20 protein-coding genes are annotated in these 21,406 nt (G+C 46.7%); 10 read left to right on the top strand and 10 right to left on the bottom strand.

What is annotated here, in order from left to right; all coding sequences use genetic code 11:
• Nucleotides 1–55: 55 nt before the first annotated feature.
• The 3 genes from rpmG to radC all read right to left on the bottom strand — a co-directional run bounded on the left by rpmG (nt 56) and on the right by radC (nt 1,308).
• The gene (rpmG, locus tag CBI31_RS04705) at nt 56–223 is read right to left on the bottom strand and encodes a 50S ribosomal protein L33 (RefSeq protein ID WP_015421876.1); all 168 of its coding nucleotides are present in this window, start codon (nt 221–223) and stop codon (nt 56–58) included.
• A gap of 11 nt (nt 224–234) precedes the next feature.
• On the bottom strand, nt 235–468 hold the full coding sequence (gene rpmB, locus CBI31_RS04700) for a 50S ribosomal protein L28 (protein WP_011903570.1): 234 nt from the start codon (nt 466–468) through the stop codon (nt 235–237).
• Nucleotides 469–612: 144 nt separating this feature from the next.
• Nucleotides 613–1,308, bottom strand: a complete 696-nt coding sequence (gene radC / locus CBI31_RS04695) for a RadC family protein (RefSeq protein WP_276207124.1) — start codon at nt 1,306–1,308, stop codon at nt 613–615.
• A 30-nt stretch (nt 1,309–1,338) separates the two neighbouring features.
• On the opposite strand from radC, the gene CBI31_RS04690 reads away from it, so the two are divergent.
• The 7 genes from CBI31_RS04690 to CBI31_RS04660 all read left to right on the top strand — a co-directional run bounded on the left by CBI31_RS04690 (nt 1,339) and on the right by CBI31_RS04660 (nt 7,512).
• Complete coding sequence (locus CBI31_RS04690; protein WP_088525254.1) at nt 1,339–1,785, top strand: FKBP-type peptidyl-prolyl cis-trans isomerase; 447 nt, start codon at nt 1,339–1,341, stop codon at nt 1,783–1,785.
• Between the two features lie 3 nt (nt 1,786–1,788).
• Entirely contained in the window at nt 1,789–2,730 is a 942-nt protein-coding gene (gene ispH, locus CBI31_RS04685) for a 4-hydroxy-3-methylbut-2-enyl diphosphate reductase (protein WP_088525253.1), read from the top strand.
• A 52-nt stretch (nt 2,731–2,782) separates the two neighbouring features.
• Complete coding sequence (locus CBI31_RS04680; protein WP_088525863.1) at nt 2,783–3,940, top strand: branched-chain amino acid ABC transporter substrate-binding protein; 1,158 nt, start codon at nt 2,783–2,785, stop codon at nt 3,938–3,940.
• 69 nt (nt 3,941–4,009) lie between these two features.
• Entirely contained in the window at nt 4,010–4,945 is a 936-nt protein-coding gene (locus tag CBI31_RS04675) for a branched-chain amino acid ABC transporter permease (RefSeq protein WP_088525861.1), read from the top strand.
• The gene (locus CBI31_RS04670; protein WP_420812062.1) at nt 4,938–6,029 is read left to right on the top strand and encodes a branched-chain amino acid ABC transporter permease; all 1,092 of its coding nucleotides are present in this window, start codon (nt 4,938–4,940) and stop codon (nt 6,027–6,029) included. Before CBI31_RS04675 ends, CBI31_RS04670 begins: the two co-directional genes overlap by 8 nt.
• Nucleotides 6,026–6,799 (top strand): ABC transporter ATP-binding protein, encoded by a 774-nt coding sequence (locus CBI31_RS04665; RefSeq protein WP_088525252.1) that lies wholly within the window; start codon nt 6,026–6,028, stop codon nt 6,797–6,799. Before CBI31_RS04670 ends, CBI31_RS04665 begins: the two co-directional genes overlap by 4 nt.
• On the top strand, nt 6,799–7,512 hold the full coding sequence (locus CBI31_RS04660) for an ABC transporter ATP-binding protein (protein ID WP_088525251.1): 714 nt from the start codon (nt 6,799–6,801) through the stop codon (nt 7,510–7,512). Before CBI31_RS04665 ends, CBI31_RS04660 begins: the two co-directional genes overlap by 1 nt.
• 24 nt (nt 7,513–7,536) lie before the next feature.
• On the opposite strand, the gene CBI31_RS04655 is transcribed toward CBI31_RS04660, so the two are convergent.
• Together CBI31_RS04655 and CBI31_RS04650 are read right to left on the bottom strand one after the other, a co-directional pair.
• On the bottom strand, nt 7,537–8,730 hold the full coding sequence (locus CBI31_RS04655) for an acetylornithine transaminase (protein ID WP_088525250.1): 1,194 nt from the start codon (nt 8,728–8,730) through the stop codon (nt 7,537–7,539).
• A 56-nt stretch (nt 8,731–8,786) separates the two neighbouring features.
• A complete protein-coding gene (locus CBI31_RS04650; RefSeq protein WP_088525249.1) occupies nt 8,787–9,827 on the bottom strand; it encodes a CDP-6-deoxy-delta-3,4-glucoseen reductase in 1,041 nt (346 codons plus the stop codon).
• A 36-nt stretch (nt 9,828–9,863) separates the two neighbouring features.
• Between CBI31_RS04650 and CBI31_RS04645 the strand changes: the two genes are divergently transcribed.
• Nucleotides 9,864–10,751 (top strand): SDR family oxidoreductase, encoded by an 888-nt coding sequence (locus CBI31_RS04645; RefSeq protein WP_088525860.1) that lies wholly within the window; start codon nt 9,864–9,866, stop codon nt 10,749–10,751.
• Here CBI31_RS04645 and CBI31_RS04640 read toward each other — a convergent pair.
• The 3 genes from CBI31_RS04640 to CBI31_RS04630 form a co-directional block, all read right to left on the bottom strand.
• Nucleotides 10,732–12,504: a glutamine--tRNA ligase/YqeY domain fusion protein gene (locus tag CBI31_RS04640; RefSeq protein WP_088525248.1), complete on the bottom strand. Its 1,773-nt coding sequence runs from the start codon at nt 12,502–12,504 to the stop codon at nt 10,732–10,734. The genes CBI31_RS04645 and CBI31_RS04640 overlap by 20 nt on opposite strands.
• Nucleotides 12,505–12,588: 84 nt before the next feature.
• Nucleotides 12,589–14,091 carry a tripartite tricarboxylate transporter permease gene (locus tag CBI31_RS04635; protein WP_088525247.1) on the bottom strand — a complete coding sequence of 501 codons (1,503 nt, stop codon included), beginning with the start codon at nt 14,089–14,091 and terminating at the stop codon, nt 12,589–12,591.
• Nucleotides 14,092–14,110: 19 nt separating this feature from the next.
• Nucleotides 14,111–14,572, bottom strand: a complete 462-nt coding sequence (locus tag CBI31_RS04630; RefSeq protein ID WP_088525246.1) for a tripartite tricarboxylate transporter TctB family protein — start codon at nt 14,570–14,572, stop codon at nt 14,111–14,113.
• Between the two features lie 121 nt (nt 14,573–14,693).
• Here CBI31_RS04630 and alaS point away from each other — a divergent pair, with 121 nt between their 5' ends.
• Together alaS and CBI31_RS04620 are read left to right on the top strand one after the other, a co-directional pair.
• Nucleotides 14,694–17,318 (top strand): alanine--tRNA ligase, encoded by a 2,625-nt coding sequence (gene alaS, locus CBI31_RS04625; RefSeq protein ID WP_088525245.1) that lies wholly within the window; start codon nt 14,694–14,696, stop codon nt 17,316–17,318.
• Nucleotides 17,315–17,557, top strand: a complete 243-nt coding sequence (locus tag CBI31_RS04620; RefSeq protein ID WP_420812061.1) for a sulfurtransferase TusA family protein — start codon at nt 17,315–17,317, stop codon at nt 17,555–17,557. Before alaS ends, CBI31_RS04620 begins: the two co-directional genes overlap by 4 nt.
• 27 nt (nt 17,558–17,584) lie before the next feature.
• Here the strand turns inward: CBI31_RS04620 and galU are convergent, their stop codons facing one another.
• Nucleotides 17,585–18,469 (bottom strand): UTP--glucose-1-phosphate uridylyltransferase GalU, encoded by an 885-nt coding sequence (gene galU, locus CBI31_RS04615; RefSeq protein ID WP_088525244.1) that lies wholly within the window; start codon nt 18,467–18,469, stop codon nt 17,585–17,587.
• Nucleotides 18,470–18,502: 33 nt separating this feature from the next.
• Nucleotides 18,503–21,394 carry a valine--tRNA ligase gene (locus CBI31_RS04610; protein ID WP_088525243.1) on the bottom strand — a complete coding sequence of 964 codons (2,892 nt, stop codon included), beginning with the start codon at nt 21,392–21,394 and terminating at the stop codon, nt 18,503–18,505.
• Between the last annotated feature and the right edge of the window lie 12 nt (nt 21,395–21,406).

Genomic DNA, 21,406 nt, shown 5'->3' with positions numbered 1-21,406 from the left:
TTTCTAGGCAATAAAAAACCCGCACATAGCGGGTTTTTTATTTGCTGGAAGTAATTTACTTCAGCTTTGTTTCTTTGTAAGCAACGTGCTTGCGAATGGTTGGATCAAACTTCATGATCTCCATTTTCTCAGGCTTAGTACGCTTGTTTTTTGAAGTTGTGTAGAAGTGACCAGTACCTGCTGATGACTCTAACTTGATTTTTTCTCTGCCGCCCTTAGCCATTTGTGCGCTCCTTAAATTTCGCCACGTGCACGTAGATCAGACAACACAGCATCGATGCCGTTCTTGTCGATAACGCGCAAACCAGCATTGGTTAAGCGCAAGCTAATCCAACGGTTTTCAGATTCAACCCAGAAACGACGGTTTTGCAAATTCGGCAAAAAGCGACGCTTCGTTTTATTGTTTGCATGGGATACATTGTTGCCAACCATCGGCTTCTTCCCAGTGACTTGGCAAACTTTTGCCATGACATAACTCCATTAATTGCGAAAAAAGAAGATTGTATCAGTCCCAGCCTATTTTGGGCTAGTCCTAAATGGCTTTGGTTTTGGGCTCTGTTCGAGAAATTGGGTAGAAAGGACCTTAAATCCAATATAAGTTAGTAATTACTATCATTTTTTGCCAATACTCATAAGGCCAGCATCTGAAAAAGAGAAAAAACCGCTGCCGCTGACGATGCAGTGGTCTAGCAGTGCAATGTCAACTAATTGCAGGACATTTTGAAGGGTTCTGGTCAGATCTTGATCTGCATTGCTGGGTAAGGGGTTGCCGCTGGGGTGGTTATGCGCCACGATCAGGGCGCTGGCATTTCTGGAGAGGGCCTCCTTCAGAATTTCTCGAGGGTAGACGGCGGTGTGGGTTATAGACCCCCTAAATAGCTCCTGGCATTCAATGAGATGTAGGCGAGAGTCTAGGTAGAGGCAAAGGAAGACCTCGTGGGGCAGGCGACCAATTTTGGCCTGCAAGAACTCTCTAACATGGCTAGGCGAGGAAAAAATAGAGTCCTGAGCCAGCCCATCCTCAAGACTGCGCTTTACTAGCTCATAGGCAGCTTGGATTTGCGACCATTTGGATAGCCCCATTCCATGGATACAAGTGAGTTCTTCACGGGTGCATCCGAGCAGGCGGGGCAGGCTCCCAAAATGATGCAGGAGATCTTGGGCTAGGGCCACTGCGGTTTTGCCTTTGACGCCAACCCGCAAAAAAATAGCTAAAAGTTCCGCATCAGAAAGCGCAGCAGCACCTTCCATTCGGAGCTTTTCACGAGGCTGCTCATGTTTGGGCCAGCCCGTAATTGGGGAGTGCACAGCGGGCGCAGGCCTAGATACAATAAGCTTATGACTCAGCTTACTGTTTTGCCCCATTCCTACTTGACCCTCAACTACCGGCTCACTTTGCCTAATGGGGATGACTACATCAATACTTTTGTTGATCGTCCTGCGACGATTCTGATGGGTTCTGGACAATTTGCTCCCTGTTTTGAAAAAGTATTACTAGGACTTGGCTTGGGTGAGAAAAAAAGTGCCTTACTTTCACCGGAAGAAAGTTTTGGTGAGCGTAAAGAAGATTTGGTGCAATGGGTTTCCTTGAAGGCCTTGAAAGAAGGTCGCGCTGATGATGTGGAATTTAATCCGGGCGATGTAATTGAATTCAATGCACCAGGCGGCGCACAATATGCAGGTGTTTTGCAATCGATTGATGATGAGGGCGCATGGTTTGACTTCAATCATCCTTTGGCCGGCAGGCCTATTACTTTTGAAGCAGAAATTGTTGCTATTCTTTAACAGATGAATAATCCAGACAACCCTGAAATTTTGATGGCGCAGCCCCGCGGTTTTTGTGCGGGCGTGGATCGTGCCATCAATATCGTCAATGAAGCTCTGACACGTTTCGGTGCGCCTATTTATGTACGCCACGAGATTGTTCACAACGCATATGTTGTGAATGAATTGCGCGAAAAAGGTGCAGTGTTTGTAGAGGACTTGCAAGAGGTTCCTAAAGGCGGAATCGTTGTGTTCAGTGCTCACGGTGTATCTCAAGAAGTACGTAAAGATGCTCAAGCACGTGGCCTGCAGGTGTATGACGCCACTTGCCCATTGGTGACCAAAGTCCATCTTGAGGTAGTGAAGATGTCCAAAGATGGTTTTACTATTTTGATGATTGGTCATGCGGGGCACCCAGAGGTTGAGGGAACGATGGGGCAAGTAGAGAAGGGGCTTTTCTTAATTGAGAAGGTTGCCGATATTGCCGATTTATCCTTTGCAGACAATGAAAAAATCGCTTTTGTGACACAAACAACTTTATCCATCGATGAGACTAAAGAAATTGTCGAAGCCCTCACCAAAAAATTTCCCAACATTGTTCAGCCACGCAAGCAAGATATTTGTTATGCCACTCAGAATCGTCAGGATGCTGTGAAATTTATGGCACCTCAAGTGGAGGTCGTCATTGTGGTTGGAAGTGCAGCGAGCTCAAACTCCAATCGCTTGCGTGAATTATCTGAAAAATTAGGCGTTCCCTCTTACATGGTGGACGCCCCTGAGCAACTTAAGCCAGAGTGGTTTGTTGGCAAAAAGCGTATTGGCCTAACTGCTGGTGCATCTGCGCCAGAGAGTTTGGCTCAATCGATCGTGGCACGTATTCTGGAATTTGGACCGCGTCAAGTTCGTGCATTAGATGGCGTAGTGGAAGATGTGACATTCTCACTACCTAAAAATTTAGTTGGCTGAAGTATTCATATCAGAGGAGCTGTAGATGATTAATAGAAAAGTATCAAAAGCGATGTTTATGAAAAGTACTATTGCAGCGGCAGCGACCTTAATTTTGTTTGGCTGCGGCAAGGGCGGTGATAAGACTGCTGCTACTCCTACCGATGGAGTGGAAGTGAAGATCGGGCACGTCGCCCCTTTGACTGGCCCAATCGCCCACTTAGGTAAAGATAATGAAAATGGTGCGCGCCTAGCGATTGAAGAGATCAATAAAAGTGGCTTAACAATTGATGGTAAAAAAGTTGTATTAACTTTAGTGCCTGAGGATGATGCTGAAGATCCTAAGACTGCCACTCAAGTTGCGCAGAAATTGGTAGATGCTAAGGTTGTTGGTGTAGTTGGCCACCTGAATTCTGGAACCAGTATTCCAGCCTCCAAAATCTACAGTGATGCTGGTATCACCCAAGTTTCTCCATCCGCAACTAATCCTGACTTTACAAAGCAGGGCTTTAAAACAACTTATCGTTTAGTCGCAACTGATGCGCAACAAGGCCCAGCGTTGGCTAATTATGTTGTTAATACCTTAAAGGCCAAAACTGTCGCCATCATCGATGACTCTACTCAGTATGGCAAAGGCTTAGCAGATGAGTTTGAAAAAACTATTAAAGCTGCTGGTGTTCAAGTGGTTACTCGCGAAGCAAGTAACAACAAGGCAACAGATTTCAAGGCCATTCTGACTAAAGTAAAGGGCAAGAAACCTGATGTCATTATGTATGGCGGTATGGATGCTACTGGTGGCCCATTAACTAAGCAAGCCGCAGAACTGGGTATCAAAGCCAAAGTAGTTGGTGGTGATGGTATGTGCACAGAGAAGCTTGCAGAGTTAGCTGGTGAGGCTGTGATCAACGTGACTTGCTCAGAAGCTGGTATGGCTTTGTCCAAAATGGCACAGGGCGCTGATTTCCAGAAGCGTTATAAAGAGCGTTTCAATGCTGACGTACAGATCTATGCCCCATTTACCTATGATGCTGTTTATGTCCTCGTGGATTCAATGAAGCGTGCAAACTCTGCTGATCCAGCAAAGATTCTCGCTGCCATGCCAGATACCAAGATGAATGGCTTGGTTGGCAATATTGCCTTTGACAATAAAGGCGATATGAAAGAGGGTGTCATTACCTTGTATGACTTTAAAGATAAGAAGAAAACTGTTTTAGACGTCATTAAGATGTAAATGCTGTTGATAAAAGAGTGCCGCAGAAGCGGCACTCTTTTTTTTTCGCCTCATAAACACAGTAACTTAATGGATATCTTTCTTCAGCAAATAATCAATGGCTTAGTGCTAGGTAGCATCTATGCTTTGATTGCCTTGGGTTACACCATGGTGTATGGCGTACTGGGGATTATCAATTTTGCTCATGGTGAAGTACTAATGATTGGCGCCATGGTATCGCTTTCATTACTGGGATTAATCTTAAGTTTCACTAGCGATCTTCCGGGTTGGTTAACCCTCTTAATTGTTTTACCTATCACGATGGCCGTTTGCGCTGGCTTAAGCTACTGGATTGAGCGGATTGCCTATCGTCCTCTGCGCAATGCGCCACGTTTAGCCCCCTTGATCTCTGCAATCGGTATGTCGATCTTGCTCCAAACAATTGCGATGATGATTTGGTCTCGTAACCCGATGACCTATCCACAATTGTTGCCTTCAATTCCAATTGATTTATGGGGTAGTGGCGCAACGATTACTGGTAAGGAAATTGTCATCATTGTGGTTGCGTTAGCAGTGATGTGTGGTTTGTTGTTCTTGGTCGAAAAAACCAAACTTGGTAGAGCCATGCGAGCTACAGCAGAGAACACTCAAATTGCCGCACTCATGGGTGTCAATCCGAATCGTGTTATTTCAATTACCTTTATGTTAGGCGGAGCGCTAGCGGCTCTGGCTGGGATCATGATTGCTAGTAACTACGGAAATGTACATTTTTATATGGGATTCATTCCCGGCCTAAAAGCTTTTACTGCAGCTGTTTTGGGCGGCATCGGAAATTTAAAGGGGGCCATGTTGGGTGGCCTACTCTTAGGATTAATTGAATCTTTAGGCGCTGGCTATATTGGTGATTTGACTGGTGGCGTCTTTGGTTCAAACTATCAAGATATCTTTGCCTTCTTAGTGTTGATCTTGGTTTTGGTCTTGCGTCCAACGGGACTCTTGGGTGAAAGGGTTTCAGACCGTGCTTAAGAAAGCCCTATTTGATCAACTCCCTCGGTCCGCCTATTTATGGATCGGCATCGTTGCCTTAATGATTTTGCCTTGGGTGGTTGGCGCTAGTGGCGGTAATTACTGGATACGAGTGCTCGACTTTGCTTTGCTTTATATCGTTCTTGCCCTGGGTTTGAATGTCGTTGTGGGCTTTGCTGGACTACTAGACTTAGGATATATCGCTTTTTATGCGCTTGGTGCGTATAGCTTTGCGCTATTAGCATCCCCGCACTTACCGCAGCAGTTTGAGACTATTGCGGCAGCCTTTCCGGAGGGGATGCATTTTTCACCTTGGATTGTTGCTGTGTTTTCCATCATCCTAGCAGCTCTATTTGGCATCATTTTAGGTTTTCCAACTCTACAGTTGCGAGGAGATTACTTAGCGATTGTGACTTTGGGTTTTGGAGAAATTATTCGGATCTTTATGAATAATCTGGATCGTCCATTTAATCTGACCAATGGTCCTAAAGGAATTGCTGCAATTGATCCAATTCAATTATTTGGAATTTCTTTTGCAAAGCCATTGGATCTCGGATTTATACAGATTCCTGGTCTATATCTGGTGTTCTATTTGTTTTTACTTTTGGCCATATCCATAGCGATTGTTTGTTTACATCTACAGGACTCACGAATCGGTCGTGCATGGGTAGCTATTCGTGAAGATGAGATAGCTGCTAAGGCGATGGGTATCAATACTCGCAATATGAAACTGTTAGCCTTTGCTATCGGAGCATCTTTTGCTGGTGTAGCGGGAGTTTTATTTGCTGCTTTTCAGGGATTTGTTTCGCCCGAATCATTTACCCTGTGGGAATCGATTGTCGTGTTAGCAATGGTGGTGCTTGGTGGCATTGGGCACATCCCTGGCGTCATCCTGGGCGCAGTTCTACTCGCTATCTTTCCTGAGGTATTGCGTGGCATTGCGCAACCTTTGCAACAAGCCCTGTTCGGCCATGTGATTATTGATGTTGAAATCATTCGCCAACTGATTTACGGCTTAGCCCTCATCTTAATCATGCTGTATCGCCCAGGCGGTATCTGGCAAAAGGGTGGGAATAATTCATGATGGAGCGCTTACTTTTAGATGTCGCTAATGTTTCTAAATGCTTTGGCGGTGTCCATGCGCTCGATTCAGTGGGCTTAAAAGTTCCACATGGCTCGATCGTTGGGTTAATAGGGCCCAATGGCGCAGGTAAGACCACCTTCTTTAATGTCATTACGGGTTTATATCCAGCTGATTCTGGGATATTTTTATTTGATGGAAAGTCTTATGTTCCCGAGTCAGTCTCTGAGGTCACTCAGTCTGGATTAGCTAGAACCTTTCAGAATATTCGCCTATTTGGTGAAATGTCAGTTCTAGAAAACGTGATGGTCGGCTGCCATTGTCGATCAAGCGCGGGAGTGCTGGGTGCAATCTTTCGCTTTCCATCTACTAAGCGAGAGGAGAGATCTATTCGAGATAAATCACTGCAACTGCTAGCTTATGTTGGTTTAAGTGAGTATGCCGCTATGGAAGCACGCAATCTATCGTACGGACATCAGCGCCGCCTAGAGATCGCACGGGCCTTGGCTACTGAACCTAAGCTGCTGGCTCTAGATGAGCCTGCAGCAGGAATGAATGCAACTGAAAAGTTGGAGTTGCGTGAGTTATTGCTGCGTATTCGGGCGGATGGCAAAACTATTTTACTGATCGAACATGATGTGAGTTTGGTGATGGGTATTTGTGACAGCCTGACAGTGCTTGATTACGGAAAAGTGATTGCCTCGGGTAAGCCGGCAGATGTGCGCGTGCACCCAGAAGTGATTAGGGCCTATCTCGGTCAGGGGGCAGTGTGATGGGTACCTTGCTGAGTGTAAAAAATCTCAAAGTTTCTTATGGCGGGATTAATGCCGTCAAAGGAATTGATTTACATGTTGATCAGGGTGAGTTAGTTGCTTTAATTGGGGCTAATGGGGCAGGCAAGAGCTCAAGCTTGAAGGCCATTGCTGGTGTATTGACTCCATCAGCAGGTGAGATTCGGTTCTCAAGTCGTCCTACTGAGAAATTGCCGGCCTATGATCTGGTGCAACTCGGTATGGGCATGGTTCCTGAGGGTCGCGGGGTATTTAAGCGTATGACCATTCTAGAAAATCTTCAGATGGGGGCATTTCTGAAAAAAGATGCCAAGGCTGTTCAGCAAAAGTTAGAAGAGGTCTACTCTTACTTTCCAAGATTGAAGGAGCGTTTACCGCAGCTAGCAGGAACCCTCTCTGGCGGGGAGCAGCAAATGCTAGCCATGGGTAGGGCGATGATGGCGGAACCCCAGTTATTACTATTGGATGAGCCCTCAATGGGTTTATCTCCCATCATGGTAGAAACTATTTTTGATGTTATCCGAAATCTTTCAGCCAGTGGCATGACGATTCTCTTGGTAGAGCAAAACGCACGTTTGGCTTTGCAGATCGCAAATCGCGCTTATGTCATGGAAAGTGGATTAATTACTTTAAGTGGCTCAGGTAAAGAATTGCTAGAGGACTCTAGAGTACGAACAGCTTATTTAGGCGAATAAGTCAGCGTTTGAAAAGGAACAACCCTAAGCGGTTTGTTTAAGTAACTCACGCAGCATATTGATCATCTGGCGAATCTCATCTTCACTCACATTGAGGGCTGGCATAAAGCGTAATAAGTTTGGCCTTGGTGAATTAATCAGCAATCCCTCAGGGTTGCGATCACGAGCGAGTTCAACGAGCTTTCCACCAATATCTTTGCCAAGCATGAGTGCACGCAACAAACCTTCGCCACGCTCGCCCTCGAGATTAAATTCTACGGATAGTTTGAGCAGTTCTGATTTGAGTAATTCACCTTTGGCTTTGACGCTATCCAAAAATCCTGGCGCTAATAATTGTTCGATGACACTCATACCTACAGCGGTCATGAGTGGGTTGCCGTTATAGGTGCCACCTTGGTCTCCTGGTACAAAGCAAGCTACTGAATTCGTTGCCATGAGGGCTGCCAAGGGGACGCCACCACCAATGCCCTTGCCTAAGGTCATGATGTCCGGCTCAATTCCGTAATGCTGGTAAGCAAAGAGGGTACCGGTACGGCCACAACCAGCCTGTACTTCATCAGCGATTAGCAGAATATTGTTTTCTTTAGTGAACTTGCGCAGTTCGCGCATAAATTCTTTAGTGGTAGGTATCACACCACCTTCGCCCTGAATGGGTTCAATCATCACCGCAACTGTTTTATCGGTGACCAGTTTTTTGACGGACTCTAAATCATTTAATTCTGCTTTTGGAAAGCCAGCCACTTGCGGGGCAAACATCGTATCCCAACCAGGCTTTCCGGAGGCACTCATCGTGGCTAATGTGCGGCCATGAAAGCTGTGTTCAAAAGTAATGATTTCAAAGGCACCATTTTTATTGATCTGACCCCACTTGCGTGCAAGTTTGATGGCACCTTCGTTTGCCTCAGCGCCGCTGTTAGCAAAAAAGACTTTATCAAAACAACTATTTTCAGTGAGTAGATTGGATAAGCCAATCATAGGCTCGTTATAAAAAGCAGGGCTTGGGTTGATTATTTTTTTTGCTTGAGCATTCAGTGCTGCAATCATTCCAGGATTGCTATGGCCTAAGCAATTAACAGCCCAACCTTGTAAGAAATCTAAATAACGCTTGCCATTGTTGTCCGTTACCCACGAGCCCGTACCTTCGACCATGATGATTTCTGGGCGTTGGGTGATGAACATCACTGCATGGGTGTCGATCGCTTGAACTGGCTTATTCATACTCGGTTTGGGTAAATGGGGCTAATGAAGTTTCTATTATCTAACTTTATTGGAGTTTAGTTGGCGACTAAATCTGCTGCGCTTGTAAAGGAGTCCGCAAAGAATTCTTCCTCGGGTAGATCACATTTGGATGAAAAGTCCTCTCGTGCCGCATTGACCATTACCGGAGCGCCGCAGGCATAGACCTGCAGGGCCTTCATATTAGGATGGTCTGCCATCACTGCCTGATGAACAAAGCCAGTGCGGCCTCCCCAGGCATCCTCTACCAAGGCATCTGAGATGACGGGCACGTACCTGAAGTTAGGAATATCGTTTTGCCAGGCCTTACATAAATCGTCTAAATAGAGGTCGCTGGGCCGGCGTCCACCCCAGTAGAGTTCGATTGGTCTGTGAATCTTTTTGGCCTGCATCTGCTCGATGATGGATTTAATTGGGGCAAAGCCAGTACCCGCTGCAACAAAGATGATGGGCTTCTTTGAATCTTCTCTCAAGAAGAAGCTCCCCATAGGCCCTTCAAAGCGCAAAATATCTTTCTCTTTGAGGGCGGGTGTCGCAGTTCCAAATACAAAATCAGTAAAGAGGCCGCCAGGTAAATGGCGAATATGTAGCTCGAGTGGACCTTCTTGATCAGGCGCATTCGCAATAGAGTAGGCACGACGCTGACCATCCTTGAGGAGGAACTCTAGATATTGCCCTGCCAGAAATTGAAAGCGCTCAGCAGCAGGCAACTGTAGTTTAAGGATGGCGACATCGCTACTTGGCCTATCAATCACATTGACTCGGCAAGGCATTTTCCGGATGGCAATATCGCTAGCACCTTGAACCTCACGGGCCTCAATCAAAAGATCAGATTGAGGGTGGGCACAGCAAAATAAAGTACCGCCAGTGGTCTCATCCGCCTTACTCAAAGCGCTCTCGCTATGTTGGCCATGGGTCACCTGACCTTCTACAACTTTAGCCTTGCAGGAGCCGCAGGCACCATTTTTACAGCCATAGGGTAAATTAATGCCTTGACGCAGGGCGGCTTCCAGGAGGGTTTCATCCTGATTAACAGTAAATTGTTTGCCGCTCGTTTTGAGCGTGATCTGATAAGTCACTCTCATTCCTTTCAATAAATCGTTACGATGTTACTTATGCAATCTTTTGGTAAACCTTCTATCCTGATTATTGGCTGCGGTGACATTGGTCTGCGGGTGGCTAAACAGCTTTCCCGTAGTCATCGAGTTTTTGCCTTAACGACTTCGAAAAGTCGCTTTCAGGAGTTAAGGAAGGTTGGCGCAACTCCCATTCTGGGTAATCTGGACCAGCCAGAATCTTTATGGCGCTTATCCAGTTTAGCTCAAACCGCCATTCATTTAGCGCCACCCCAAAACCAAGGAAGTCGTGATTGCCGAACCCGTAACCTCATCCGAATTTTAGCCCAAGGATCTCAAGCCGTCAGGCGCCTGATTTATATCAGTACTACAGGCGTCTATGGTGATCACCAGGGCGCTAAAGTCAGCGAGAGTACCCCAGTTAGCCCTCAGAGTGAGCGCGCCCAAAGAAGGGTCGATGCTGAGCTTGCATTGCGTTTGTGGGCGCCTGCTCATGGAGTGGCTTTAACTATTTTGCGTGTACCCGGTATTTATGCGGCAGACCGTCTACCGCTAGAGCGTCTGCAGTCTCAAACACCAGTACTGCGGCCCGAGGAAGATGCTTACTCAAATCACATTCATAGTGATGATTTGGCAAGGTTGGTTTGCGCTGCGGTGTATCACGGCAAACCGCAGAGAGTGATCAATACGTGCGATGGCGGTGAGACCAAAATGGGAGACTATTTTGATGAGGTGGCGGATGCTTTTGGTCTAGATCGACCACCCAGAATGCCAGCCGAGCAATTACAAAAAATTGTCAATCCGATGCTATGGTCGTTTATGCGCGAATCAAGAAGGGTGACAAATACTCGGCTGCATGAACTCAAAACGCCACTTCGTTATCCGAGTGTGACACATTTTCTGAATACTATTTCCAAGAATCCTTAAGACCAACTGTACGATTAAATACTGGCTTGCCAGGTTTGGAATCAAGCTGATCGGCAACAAAGTAGCCGTGACGTTCAAATTGGAAGCGCTCTTCTGCTTTCACTTCTTTCATGCAAGGTTCAAGGTAGGCGGTAATGGTTTGTTTGGAATGGGGATTAATCGCATCCAAGAAATTCTTATCGCCGCTATCAGGATGTGGGTCACTAAAGAGATGATCGTACAAGCGCACTTCACTAGGAATCGCTTCGGCAGCACTAATCCAGTGAATGTTCCCTTTCACCTTATAGTTATTGGAGCCAGCTGTGCCACTCTTGCTATCGGGGAAGTGGGTCGCATGAACCGCAATGACATTGCCGTTGACGTCAGTCTCAAAGCCAGTACATTCAATCACAAAGCCATGGCGCAGGCGAACGCGGCTTCCAGGCTGATCACCCATCGGTGGAAATAATCTGAAGAATCCTTTGATGGGTTCTTTCATGAAGTCATCCGCTTCAATCCACAACTCACGTGTGAAATGAAATTCACGATTACCCCATTCGGGATGTTGTGGATGACGCGGAGCAGAGCAAGGCTCTTTGGCGGTAGCATCAAAATTCTGAATGATGAGTTTGAGTGGTTTAAGTACCGCAGTGGCACGAGGCGCTCTTGCTTCCAGATCATCACGTAGCGCTTGATCAAGAGTGCTCATATCAATCCAACTATCTGCTTTGGAGACTCCGATACGTTCACAAAATAAACGAATACTTTCTGGGGTATAGCCGCGGCGACGGATACCCACAATCGTTGGCATGCGCGGATCATCCCAACCATCAACCCGTTTTTCTTCAACGAGCTGTAATAGTTTGCGCTTGCTGGTAATGGTGTAAGTCAAGTTTAGACGGGCAAACTCATACTGATGTGGCACGGGATCTTTGAAGACACCCAGTTCTTTTAGCGAATGAACAATCCAGTCATAAAGAGGGCGGTTGTTTTCAAACTCGAGAGTGCAAATAGAGTGGGATACATTCTCTAGGGCATCAGAGATGCAATGCGTGAAGTCATATAAGGGATAGATACACCACTTGCTGCCAGTGCGATGGTGATCCGTATGCCGAATACGGTAGACAACAGGATCGCGCATGATGATATTGGGGTGAGCCATATCAATTTTCAGGCGTAGAACATGTTCACCATCTTTGAACTTCCCGCTCTTCATCTCGCGAAAGAGAGCAAGGTTTTCTTCTGGACTACGTTCACGATACGGACTATTTTTTCCTGCTTGACCAAAGTTACCACGATTGGTGTGAATGTCATCAGCACTTTGACTATCAACATAAGCTTTGCCATTCTGAATCAGAATTTGCGCAAATTCATAAAGGTGATCAAAGTAGTCGCTGGCATGATAAAGATGGGTACCCCAATCAAACCCAAGCCATTTGACTGCATCCAAAATACTAACTGCGTATTCGATATCTTCTTTGACAGGGTTGGTGTCATCAAGGCGCATATTGCAACGCGCACTACCAGGCTGATGATTGTAGTCAGCAGCAAGACCAAAGTTTAGGCAAATACTTTTCGCATGACCAATATGTAAATAGCCGTTGGGCTCAGGCGGAAAGCGCGTAATGATCGATGGGATAGGCTCGCCGGCTAAATTAGTGCGCTTGGCAAAAGCACCACTTGCTAAGTCATGATCAATGATCTGACGTAAGAAGTTGGAGGGCTCAGCTAGGGCGCCAGTACTTGCTTTTGAGGGTTTGCTATCTTCTGACATAGTCATATTGTAGAGAAAACCTCTTACCCATAAAGAAAAAGCCCGCAAACTGCTGCGGGCTCGTTTCTACAGAGGTAAAGCGAATTAATCTTCTACGAATGCCTCTTCGCGAGTCTTCTTCACCGCCGGCAAAGCTACGATCACTACCAAGAGGGCTGCAGCAATCAGCAAGCCTAGTGAAAGTGGGCGAGTCAGGAAGGTGGTGAAGTCACCGCGGGAAAGTAATAGGGCACGACGGAAGTTCTCTTCCATCATGGGCCCAAGCACGAAGCCCAAGAGCAATGGAGGAGGTTCGCAACCCAGTTTGAAGAATAGGTAACCAATCAAGCCAAAGCCAGCAGTGACATAGACGTCAAACACGGTGTTGTTCACGGTATATACACCGATACAACAGAACACCAAAATCGCTGGATAGAGGAAGCGGTATGGAATCTTCAAGAGCTTGACCCAAATACCAATGAGAGGCAAGTTCAAGAGAATCAACATCACGTTACCAATCCACATCGAAGCAATCAGACCCCAGAACAAAGCTGGGTTACTGGTCATCACTTGTGGACCTGGTTGAATGTTATGAATGGTCATCGCGCCAACCATCAAAGCCATCACAGCATTTGGAGGGATACCCAGTGTGAGCAATGGAATGAATGAGGTTTGAGCAGCAGCATTGTTCGCTGCTTCAGGACCCGCCACACCTTCAATGGCACCTTTGCCAAACTCGTGGCTGTACTTAGAAGATTTTTTCTCAACAGAGTAAGCGCCGAAAGCGGCCAAAGCAGCGCCACCACCAGGCAGAATACCCAGGATAGAACCAATAGTAGTGCCGCGCAAAATAGATGGGATCATGCGCTTCACATCAGTTTTGGTTGGAACCATGGTTGTAAGTTTGTTGAGGAAGCCCTCATCATCGCCAGTTTTCTCAAGGTTGCCCATGATTTCTGCGAAACCAAATACACCCATCGCAACTGCAACGAAGCCGATACCATCACTGAGTTCTGGAATATCAAACGCATAGCGTGAGACGCCAGAGTTCACGTCGGTACCAATGAGGCCCATCAAAAGACCTAAGATGATCATGCCAATCGCTTTAATCAGGGAGCCAGATGCTAGAACAACCGCACCAATTAGTCCTAAGACCATGAGTGAGAAATATTCAGCAGGACCAAACTTAAAGGCGAGCTGTGAGAGAGGTGCAGCAAATGCAGCCAAAATTAAAGTTGCCACACAACCTGCAAAGAATGAAGCGGAACCTGCAGTAAACAAGGCAACACCAGCTCGACCATTGCGAGCCATTTGGTAGCCATCGATTGCGGTTACCACTGACGACGTCTCCCCCGGAATGTTGAGCAAAATCGCAGTTGTGGATCCACCATACTGTGAGCCGTAATAAATACCAGCCAACATAATCAATGCAGCAATTGGAGGCAACGCATAAGTTGCTGGCAAGAGCATCGCGATAGTGGCGATCGGGCCCAGACCAGGCAATACGCCGATGAGGGTTCCCAGTACACAGCCGATCAAACAGTACAGGAGATTCTGTAAGGTAAATGCGGTTTCGAAACCGAGGCCTAAGTTAGCAAATAAATCCATTTTGTAATTTCCCGGTTCTTTATTGTTGTAGGAATACTGGCAGGAGCGGGAACTGAAGCTTCAGACCCACTACAAACACGGAATAAGTAAAGGTTACCAAGAAGGCGGCATTGATAGCAGTACCCTTCCAGGTGAACTCTTTGCTAGCACTAGCTGCAACAAAAACTAAAACCACAACAGCTACTAAGAAGCCCATCCTAGGGAGCAAAAGGCCATACAAAACAACCGCGCCCGTGATTTGGAGCATGATGCGCCAATTGAATTTTGGAATACTCTCGATCGCAGCCTTAGCATTCATAGATCTGACAAGAACCAATAAGCCGATAGCTGCCATCAGCATGCCCAGCCAGAATGGGAAATAACCAGGGCCCATCTTGGCTGCTGTGCCATATTGATACTGTCTTGCGATGATGGCGAAGAAGAGACCAATGACCATATACATGATCCCAGCCCCAAAATCCCGTTGATTGCGAATTTTCAAGTTGTGCTCCTTATTGATCGACTTAAATGCCGATTTATTGATGTTGAGCGATTGTAAGGCACTAAGGGGGTCTCTTGTCTAGGGTTTGCCCTAGGCGGGTGCCAATGCGATAATTATCAGCATGAAAGTCTCTCAAATTCGCCAGGCATACCTAGATTTCTTTGCCCAAAAAGGCCACCAAATCGTTCCGTCCAGTCCGGTCGTCCCGGGGGATGACCCAACCCTGCTATTTACCAACGCGGGGATGAACCAGTTCAAAGACGTGTTTTTAGGGTTTGATAAGCGGCCTTATAACCGCGCTACGACTGCCCAAAAGTGCATTCGGGCTGGTGGCAAACACAATGATTTGGATAACGTGGGCTACACCGCACGTCACCACACCTTTTTTGAGATGTTGGGTAATTTTTCGTTTGGAGATTACTTTAAGAAAGATGCGATTCAGCTTGCATGGGATTTATTGACCCAAGTATTTAAGTTACCCAAAGAAAAACTGTTGGTCACGGTCTATGCCGAAGATGATGAGGCTTATGAGATCTGGAATAAGCAGATCGGTATTCCAACTGATCGCATTATTCGAATCGGCGACAACAAGGGCGCACGTTACGCTTCTGACAATTTTTGGATGATGGGCGATACCGGACCTTGCGGTCCTTGTACAGAAATTTTCTATGATCACGGTGATCATATTCCTGGTGGTCCTCCTGGCAGTCCAGATGAAGATGGCGATCGCTATATTGAAATTTGGAATAACGTCTTCATGCAGTTCAATCGTGATGAAGCCGGTGTCATGCACCTGCTGCCTAAGCCTAGTGTTGATACGGGCATGGGCCTTGAGCGTATTGCCGCTATTTTGCAGCACGTTCACTCTAACTATGAGATCGATCTCTTCGTCAATTTATTAAAGGCTGCTAAAGATGCTGTAGATGCTGCTGGTGGAGGGAGCTGTGATGCGCAGAGTCCTTCTCTTAAAGTGATTGCTGACCATATTCGTGCTTGTAGCTTTGTTATTGTGGATGGAGTAATTCCGGGTAATGCAGGACGCGGTTATGTATTGCGTCGGATTGCACGTCGTGCGATTCGTCATGGCTACAAGTTAGGTGCACGCAAACCATTCTTCTATCAATTGGTTCCTGCTCTGGTTAAAGAGATGGGCGATGCCTATCCAGAATTGCGTGCTGCACAAGATAAGGTTGGTGAAGTACTAAAGCAAGAGGAAGAGCGCTTTTTTCAGACGATTGCCAATGGTATGGAAATTTTAGATGGCGCTTTAGCTGGCGGCGCCAAAGTAGTTGATGGCGAAACCGCTTTCCGTTTACATGACACCTTTGGCTTCCCATTGGACTTAACCGCAGACGTCTGCCGTGAGCGTGGCGTGACAGTCGATTCCCCCGGTTTTGAAGTGGCAATGCAAAAGCAGCGCGATCAAGCCAGGGCAGCCGGCAAGTTCAAGGTAGCTCAAGGCTTAGAGTACAAAGGCCAGCCTACCCAGTTTTATGGTTATGACACCTTAAAACATGTGGGTGCAAAGGTAACCGGTCTATATGTAGATGGATCTGCAGTGGCTTCGGTGAAGGCTGGTGATGCTACTGTTATCGTACTGGATAACACTCCTTTCTACGCGGAGTCTGGTGGCCAAGTTGGCGACAAAGGCGAGCTTCGTAATGAGACGGTCCGTTTTGCAGTAGAAGATACTTTTAAGATTCAGGCTGATGTCTTTGGTCACCAAGGTGACTTACTCGAGGGTGAGCTTAAAGTGGGTGATACGCTCAATGCTTTGGTAGACGTTCAACAAAGAACTGATACGATGCGAAATCACAGTGCTACACATATCTTGCACAAAGCTTTGCGTGAGGTGCTGGGTGATCATGTTCAGCAAAAAGGTTCACTGGTAGATGCTACCAAGACCCGTTTTGACTTTACTCACAATGCTCCGATTACATCTGAGCAAATTCGCAAAATAGAAGATATTGTGAATCAAGAGATTCTGGAGAACACCGCCACATCAGGTAAGGTTATGTCTTTGGAGGATGCGCAGAAGACTGGCGCCATGATGCTGTTTGGTGAGAAGTACGGTGAAGAAGTCCGTGTACTAGAAATTGGTAGCTCCAAAGAGCTATGTGGTGGCACACACGTATCACGCACTGGAGATATTGGTAGCCTCAAGATTGTTTCTGAGGGTGGTGTAGCAGCGGGGATCCGTCGTGTTGAGGCGGTCACTGGCAATAATGCACTTCACTTCTTGCAGGGCATGGAAGACAGAATGAATGAAGCTGCAGCGATTCTGAAAACCCATCCAGGTGATTTAGTAAACCGCGTTGCGCAGTTACAAGAGAGTTTGCGTCAAGCAGAGCGTGAGCTAGAAAAGGTGAACTCTAAGTTGGCGGCAAGTCAGGGTGACGAATTAGCTGGTCAGGCAATTGATGTTAATGGTCTCAAGGTATTAGCTGCTCGTTTAGATGGTGCTGATGCAGGAGTCTTACGTGAAACGATGGATGCACTCAAGGCAAAACTCAAAACTGCAGCAATCGTTCTGGCATCCGTACAGGGCGATAAAGTCAGCTTAATTGCCGGTGTTACTGCAGACTCTATTGGCAAGGTTAAAGCGGGTGATCTCGTGAATTTTGTTGCTCAGCAGGTGGGCGGCAAAGGCGGCGGTAAGCCAGAGATGGCAATGGCTGGCGGAACGGACCCTAGTAAGCTAGGCGCAGCCTTGGATGGCGTTAAGGATTGGATAGCAAGCAAATGAGTGATCAAAATATTGTATTTAATGCTGAGGTCGATGCGATTGGCATGAACTGCCCCTTGCCCATCTTGCGAACTAAAAAGGCGTTAGCAACCATGCAGTCGGGTGAAGTCTTAAAGATCAAAGCAACCGATGCTGGTGCCGCCCATGACTTTCCAGCATTTGCCAAACAAACGGGTAATGAATTACTCGCTAGCACTACTGAAGGTGATGTATTGATTTTCTTTATGAAAAGAAGATAAGTGAGCAGGTCGGCGAAAAAAAGAGTCTTAAGTTAAAGAGCGACTCTTTAAGTAAGCCGCAAAATCAGTTGCTACTTCTGGGTGACGAAGAGCAAATTCCACTGAAGCTTTAAGGTAGCCAAGCTTGCTACCGCAGTCATAGCGAACGCCATCGTACTCATAAGCAAATACAGAATCTTGCTTTAGTAAGGAGGCAATCGCATCAGTCAACTGAATTTCGCCACCAGCGCCTGGTTTGAGATTGCGAATGTGGCTAAAAATATCAGAGGACAGAACGTAGCGGCCAACAACTGCTAAATTAGAAGGCGCATCTTTTGGTTGGGGCTTTTCTACAATGCCATTAAGGCGATAGATACCTTTAGCCACCTCGTCGCCAGATACGATGCCATAGGAGCTACTCTTGGCTGGATCAATTTTTTCTACGGCGATCACTGAGCCGTTTTGCTCATTAAATACCTTAAGCATCTGTTTGAGGATGGGGGGTTGTCCATCCAATAAGTCGTCCGCCAAGATGATGGCAAAAGGCTCATCACGTACTAGTTTCTCTGCACACAAAACTGCATGACCTAAGCCGAGTGCCTCGGGTTGACGCACATACACGCAATCAACGTGACTTGGTTTAACACTCCGTACAATTTCTAGTAAAGCTTGTTTGTTTTTGGCTTCCAGTTCAGCTTCCAGTTCATATGCTTTATCAAAATGATCTTCGATAGCGCGTTTGCTCCGACCAGTAACAAAAATCATCTCGGTAATACCAGCTGCTATAGCTTCTTCAACCGCGTACTGAATCAAGGGCTTATCAACTACATTGAGCATCTCTTTTGGACTTGCTTTGGTTGCAGGCAAGAAGCGAGTGCCTAAGCCAGCAACAGGAAAGACGGCTTTGGTAACAGCTTTAGTAGTTAATGGCATAAGGGTTCCGATCACTCTGGATTGACTATTGCTTTATTTCAGACGCTCTAATTGTGCAACAAGCTTCTCATGATTCTGCTCAAAACCAGCAAGACGCTGTTTTTCTTGGGCAACCACCTCTTCAGGAGCTCTAGCTACAAAGCTTTCATTGGTCAATTTGCCACGGGCTTTGGTGATTTCGTTGGCGAGGCGCTCTATTTCCTTGCCAAGTCGAATACGCTCTGCCGCAACATCAACCTCAATCTTCAGAAGTAGCTTCAGATCGCCAACGAGTGCCATCGGAGCGCCAGGAGCATCTTTTTCTAAGCCAGACTCATCGAGATAGATTTTGACCTCAGAGAGTTTAGCTAAGGCGAGTAAGTAAGGCGTAGCTTTTTGCAGGAAGGCTTCTGATCCACTAATCCAAAGAGGAACCTTTTGACCGGGGGGCACTTGCATCTCGCCGCGCAAGTTTCTGCATGCATCTACGATGGCTTTGATTTGCGCTACCCAAGCTTCGCTCTTCTCATCAATTTTTTCTGGCTGAGAAACGGGGTAGGACTGGAAGGCAATAGTTTGCTTTTCTTGTTTTTCTAAATCCTTTCCAGATTTAGGTCCAACGGTTTGCCAAAGAGTCTCAGTAATGAATGGAATCAGTGGATGCGCCATTCGCAAGATGGTTTCTAGAACCCTTAATAGCGTACGACGTGTGGCACGTTGCTGGGCTGGGGTGCCGGTTTGCAGCTGTACCTTGGCGAGTTCTAAGTACCAATCACAATACTCATCCCAAACAAATTGGTAGATGCTGCTTGCGATATTGTCAAAGCGATAGTTCTCAAAACCTTTGGCAACTTCAGCCTCAGTTCTTTGGAGTTGAGAAACAATCCATTTATCAGCCGGTGAAAAATCCAAATAGCCATCGGGACCGCATTGATTGTCGCAAGGTGCAAAGCCATTTTCTTCGTCGCCATCAGGGCAATTCATCAACACAAAGCGGGTGGCATTCCAAAGCTTATTACAGAAGTTGCGATAGCCTTCACAACGCTTTTGGTCAAAGTTAATATTGCGACCAAGAGAGGCCAGAGATGCAAAAGTAAAGCGCAAGGCATCGGTTCCAAATGCAGGGATACCATCCGGAAACTCTTTTTTGGTTTTCTTACTAATACTTTCTGCTTGCTTGGGGTTCATTAAGCCGGTAGTACGTTTTCCGACTAACTCTTCAATCTTGATGCCATCGATTAAATCAATTGGGTCCAAGGTGTTTCCTTTGGACTTACTCATCTTTTGACCTTCAGCATCGCGCACTAAGCCGTGAACGTACACAGTATGAAAGGGCACTTTGCCAGTGAAGTGACAGGTCATCATGACCATGCGAGCCACCCAGAAGAAAATAATGTCAAAGCCAGTGACCAATACCGATGATGGTAGGAAGTGATTTAAGGCAGGTGTTTTTTCTGGCCAGCCTAGTGAACTAAAGGGAACAAGTGCTGAGCTAAACCAAGTATCAAGAACATCAGGGTCGCGATTCAGTTTGCCGGTATAGCCGGCAGTAACAGCTTTTGCTTTAGCCTCCTCTTCAGAGCGGCCTACAAAGATCTGGCCATCATCGCCATACCAAGCAGGGATTTGATGACCCCACCAGAGCTGACGTGAGATGCACCAGTCTTGAATATTTTCTAGCCACTGGGTGTATGTGTTAATCCAGTTTTCTGGAACAAGCTTGATGTCACCCTTAGTGACTGCATCTAATGCAGCGCCAGCGATCGATGAGCCAGGTTGATATTGGTTATCCGGACTGGGTTTGGACATCGCCACAAACCATTGGTCAGTGAGCATCGGCTCAATAATGGTTTGGGTGCGGTCACCACGGGGCACCATGAGCTTGTGTGGCTGCACTTTTTCTAATAGGCCAGCCGCATCTAGATCTACTACTACTTGTTTGCGCGCAGCAAAGCGTTCCATGCCTTGATAAGCAGCTGGCGCATTTTCATTAATCTTCGCATCTAAAGTAAGAATATTAATGAGTGGTAGTTGATGACGTTGTCCCACTGCGTAGTCATTAAAGTCATGTGCAGGCGTTACCTTCACTACGCCAGTACCAAAAGCTAAATCCACATAGTCATCAGCAATGATCGGGATTTGACGATTACATAAAGGCAGATTGACTGACTTGCCAATGAGGTGCTTGTAGCGTTCGTCTTCGGGGTTCACCATGACGGCAACGTCACCTAGCAAAGTCTCGGGACGAGTTGTGGCAACGGTCAGGTGGCCGGAGTCATCGGTTAGTGGATAGCGGATATGCCACATCGAGCCATCTTCTTCTTCGCTCACCACTTCAAGATCTGATACCGCAGTACCTAAAACGGGATCCCAGTTCACTAAACGTTTACCGCGATAGATCAAATCTTGTTCGTGCAGGCGAACAAAAACTTCCACCACTGCTTTGGACATCTTGCTGTCCATTGTGAAATATTCTTTACTCCAATCAATCGAAGCACCTAGGCGACGAATTTGACGGGTGATGGTAGTACCGGAAGTTTCCTTCCATTCCCATACTTTTTCTAAAAACTTTTCACGACCTAAGTCATGACGAGAAACTTTTTGTGCATCGAGCTGACGCTCGACTACGATTTGGGTAGCAATGCCAGCGTGGTCAGTACCAGGGACCCACAAAGTATTTTTGCCAGACATGCGTGCATGACGAACCAGGCCATCCATGATGGTTTGGTTAAAGGCGTGACCCATATGTAGGGTGCCAGTGACATTGGGGGGCGGTAGCTGAATGGAAAAATCACCCTTACCTGCGAGCATGGTGGCTTCGGCAATACCCCTACGTTCCCACTCTGGACCCCAGTAGGCTTCGATCGGGGCAGGTTCATAGGATTTAGCGAGTTCGTCTGCCGAACTGGCTGCTGGTGAATTAGGGGTATTTGAGGCATTTGGCATAAGAGGCAAATT

The sequence above is a fragment of the Polynucleobacter campilacus genome, assembly GCF_002206625.1.
Classification (GTDB): Bacteria; Pseudomonadota; Gammaproteobacteria; order Burkholderiales; family Burkholderiaceae; genus Polynucleobacter; species Polynucleobacter campilacus.
The sequence above is the reverse complement of the archived record's forward strand: the minus strand, read 5'-3'. Positions and strand labels throughout refer to the sequence as shown.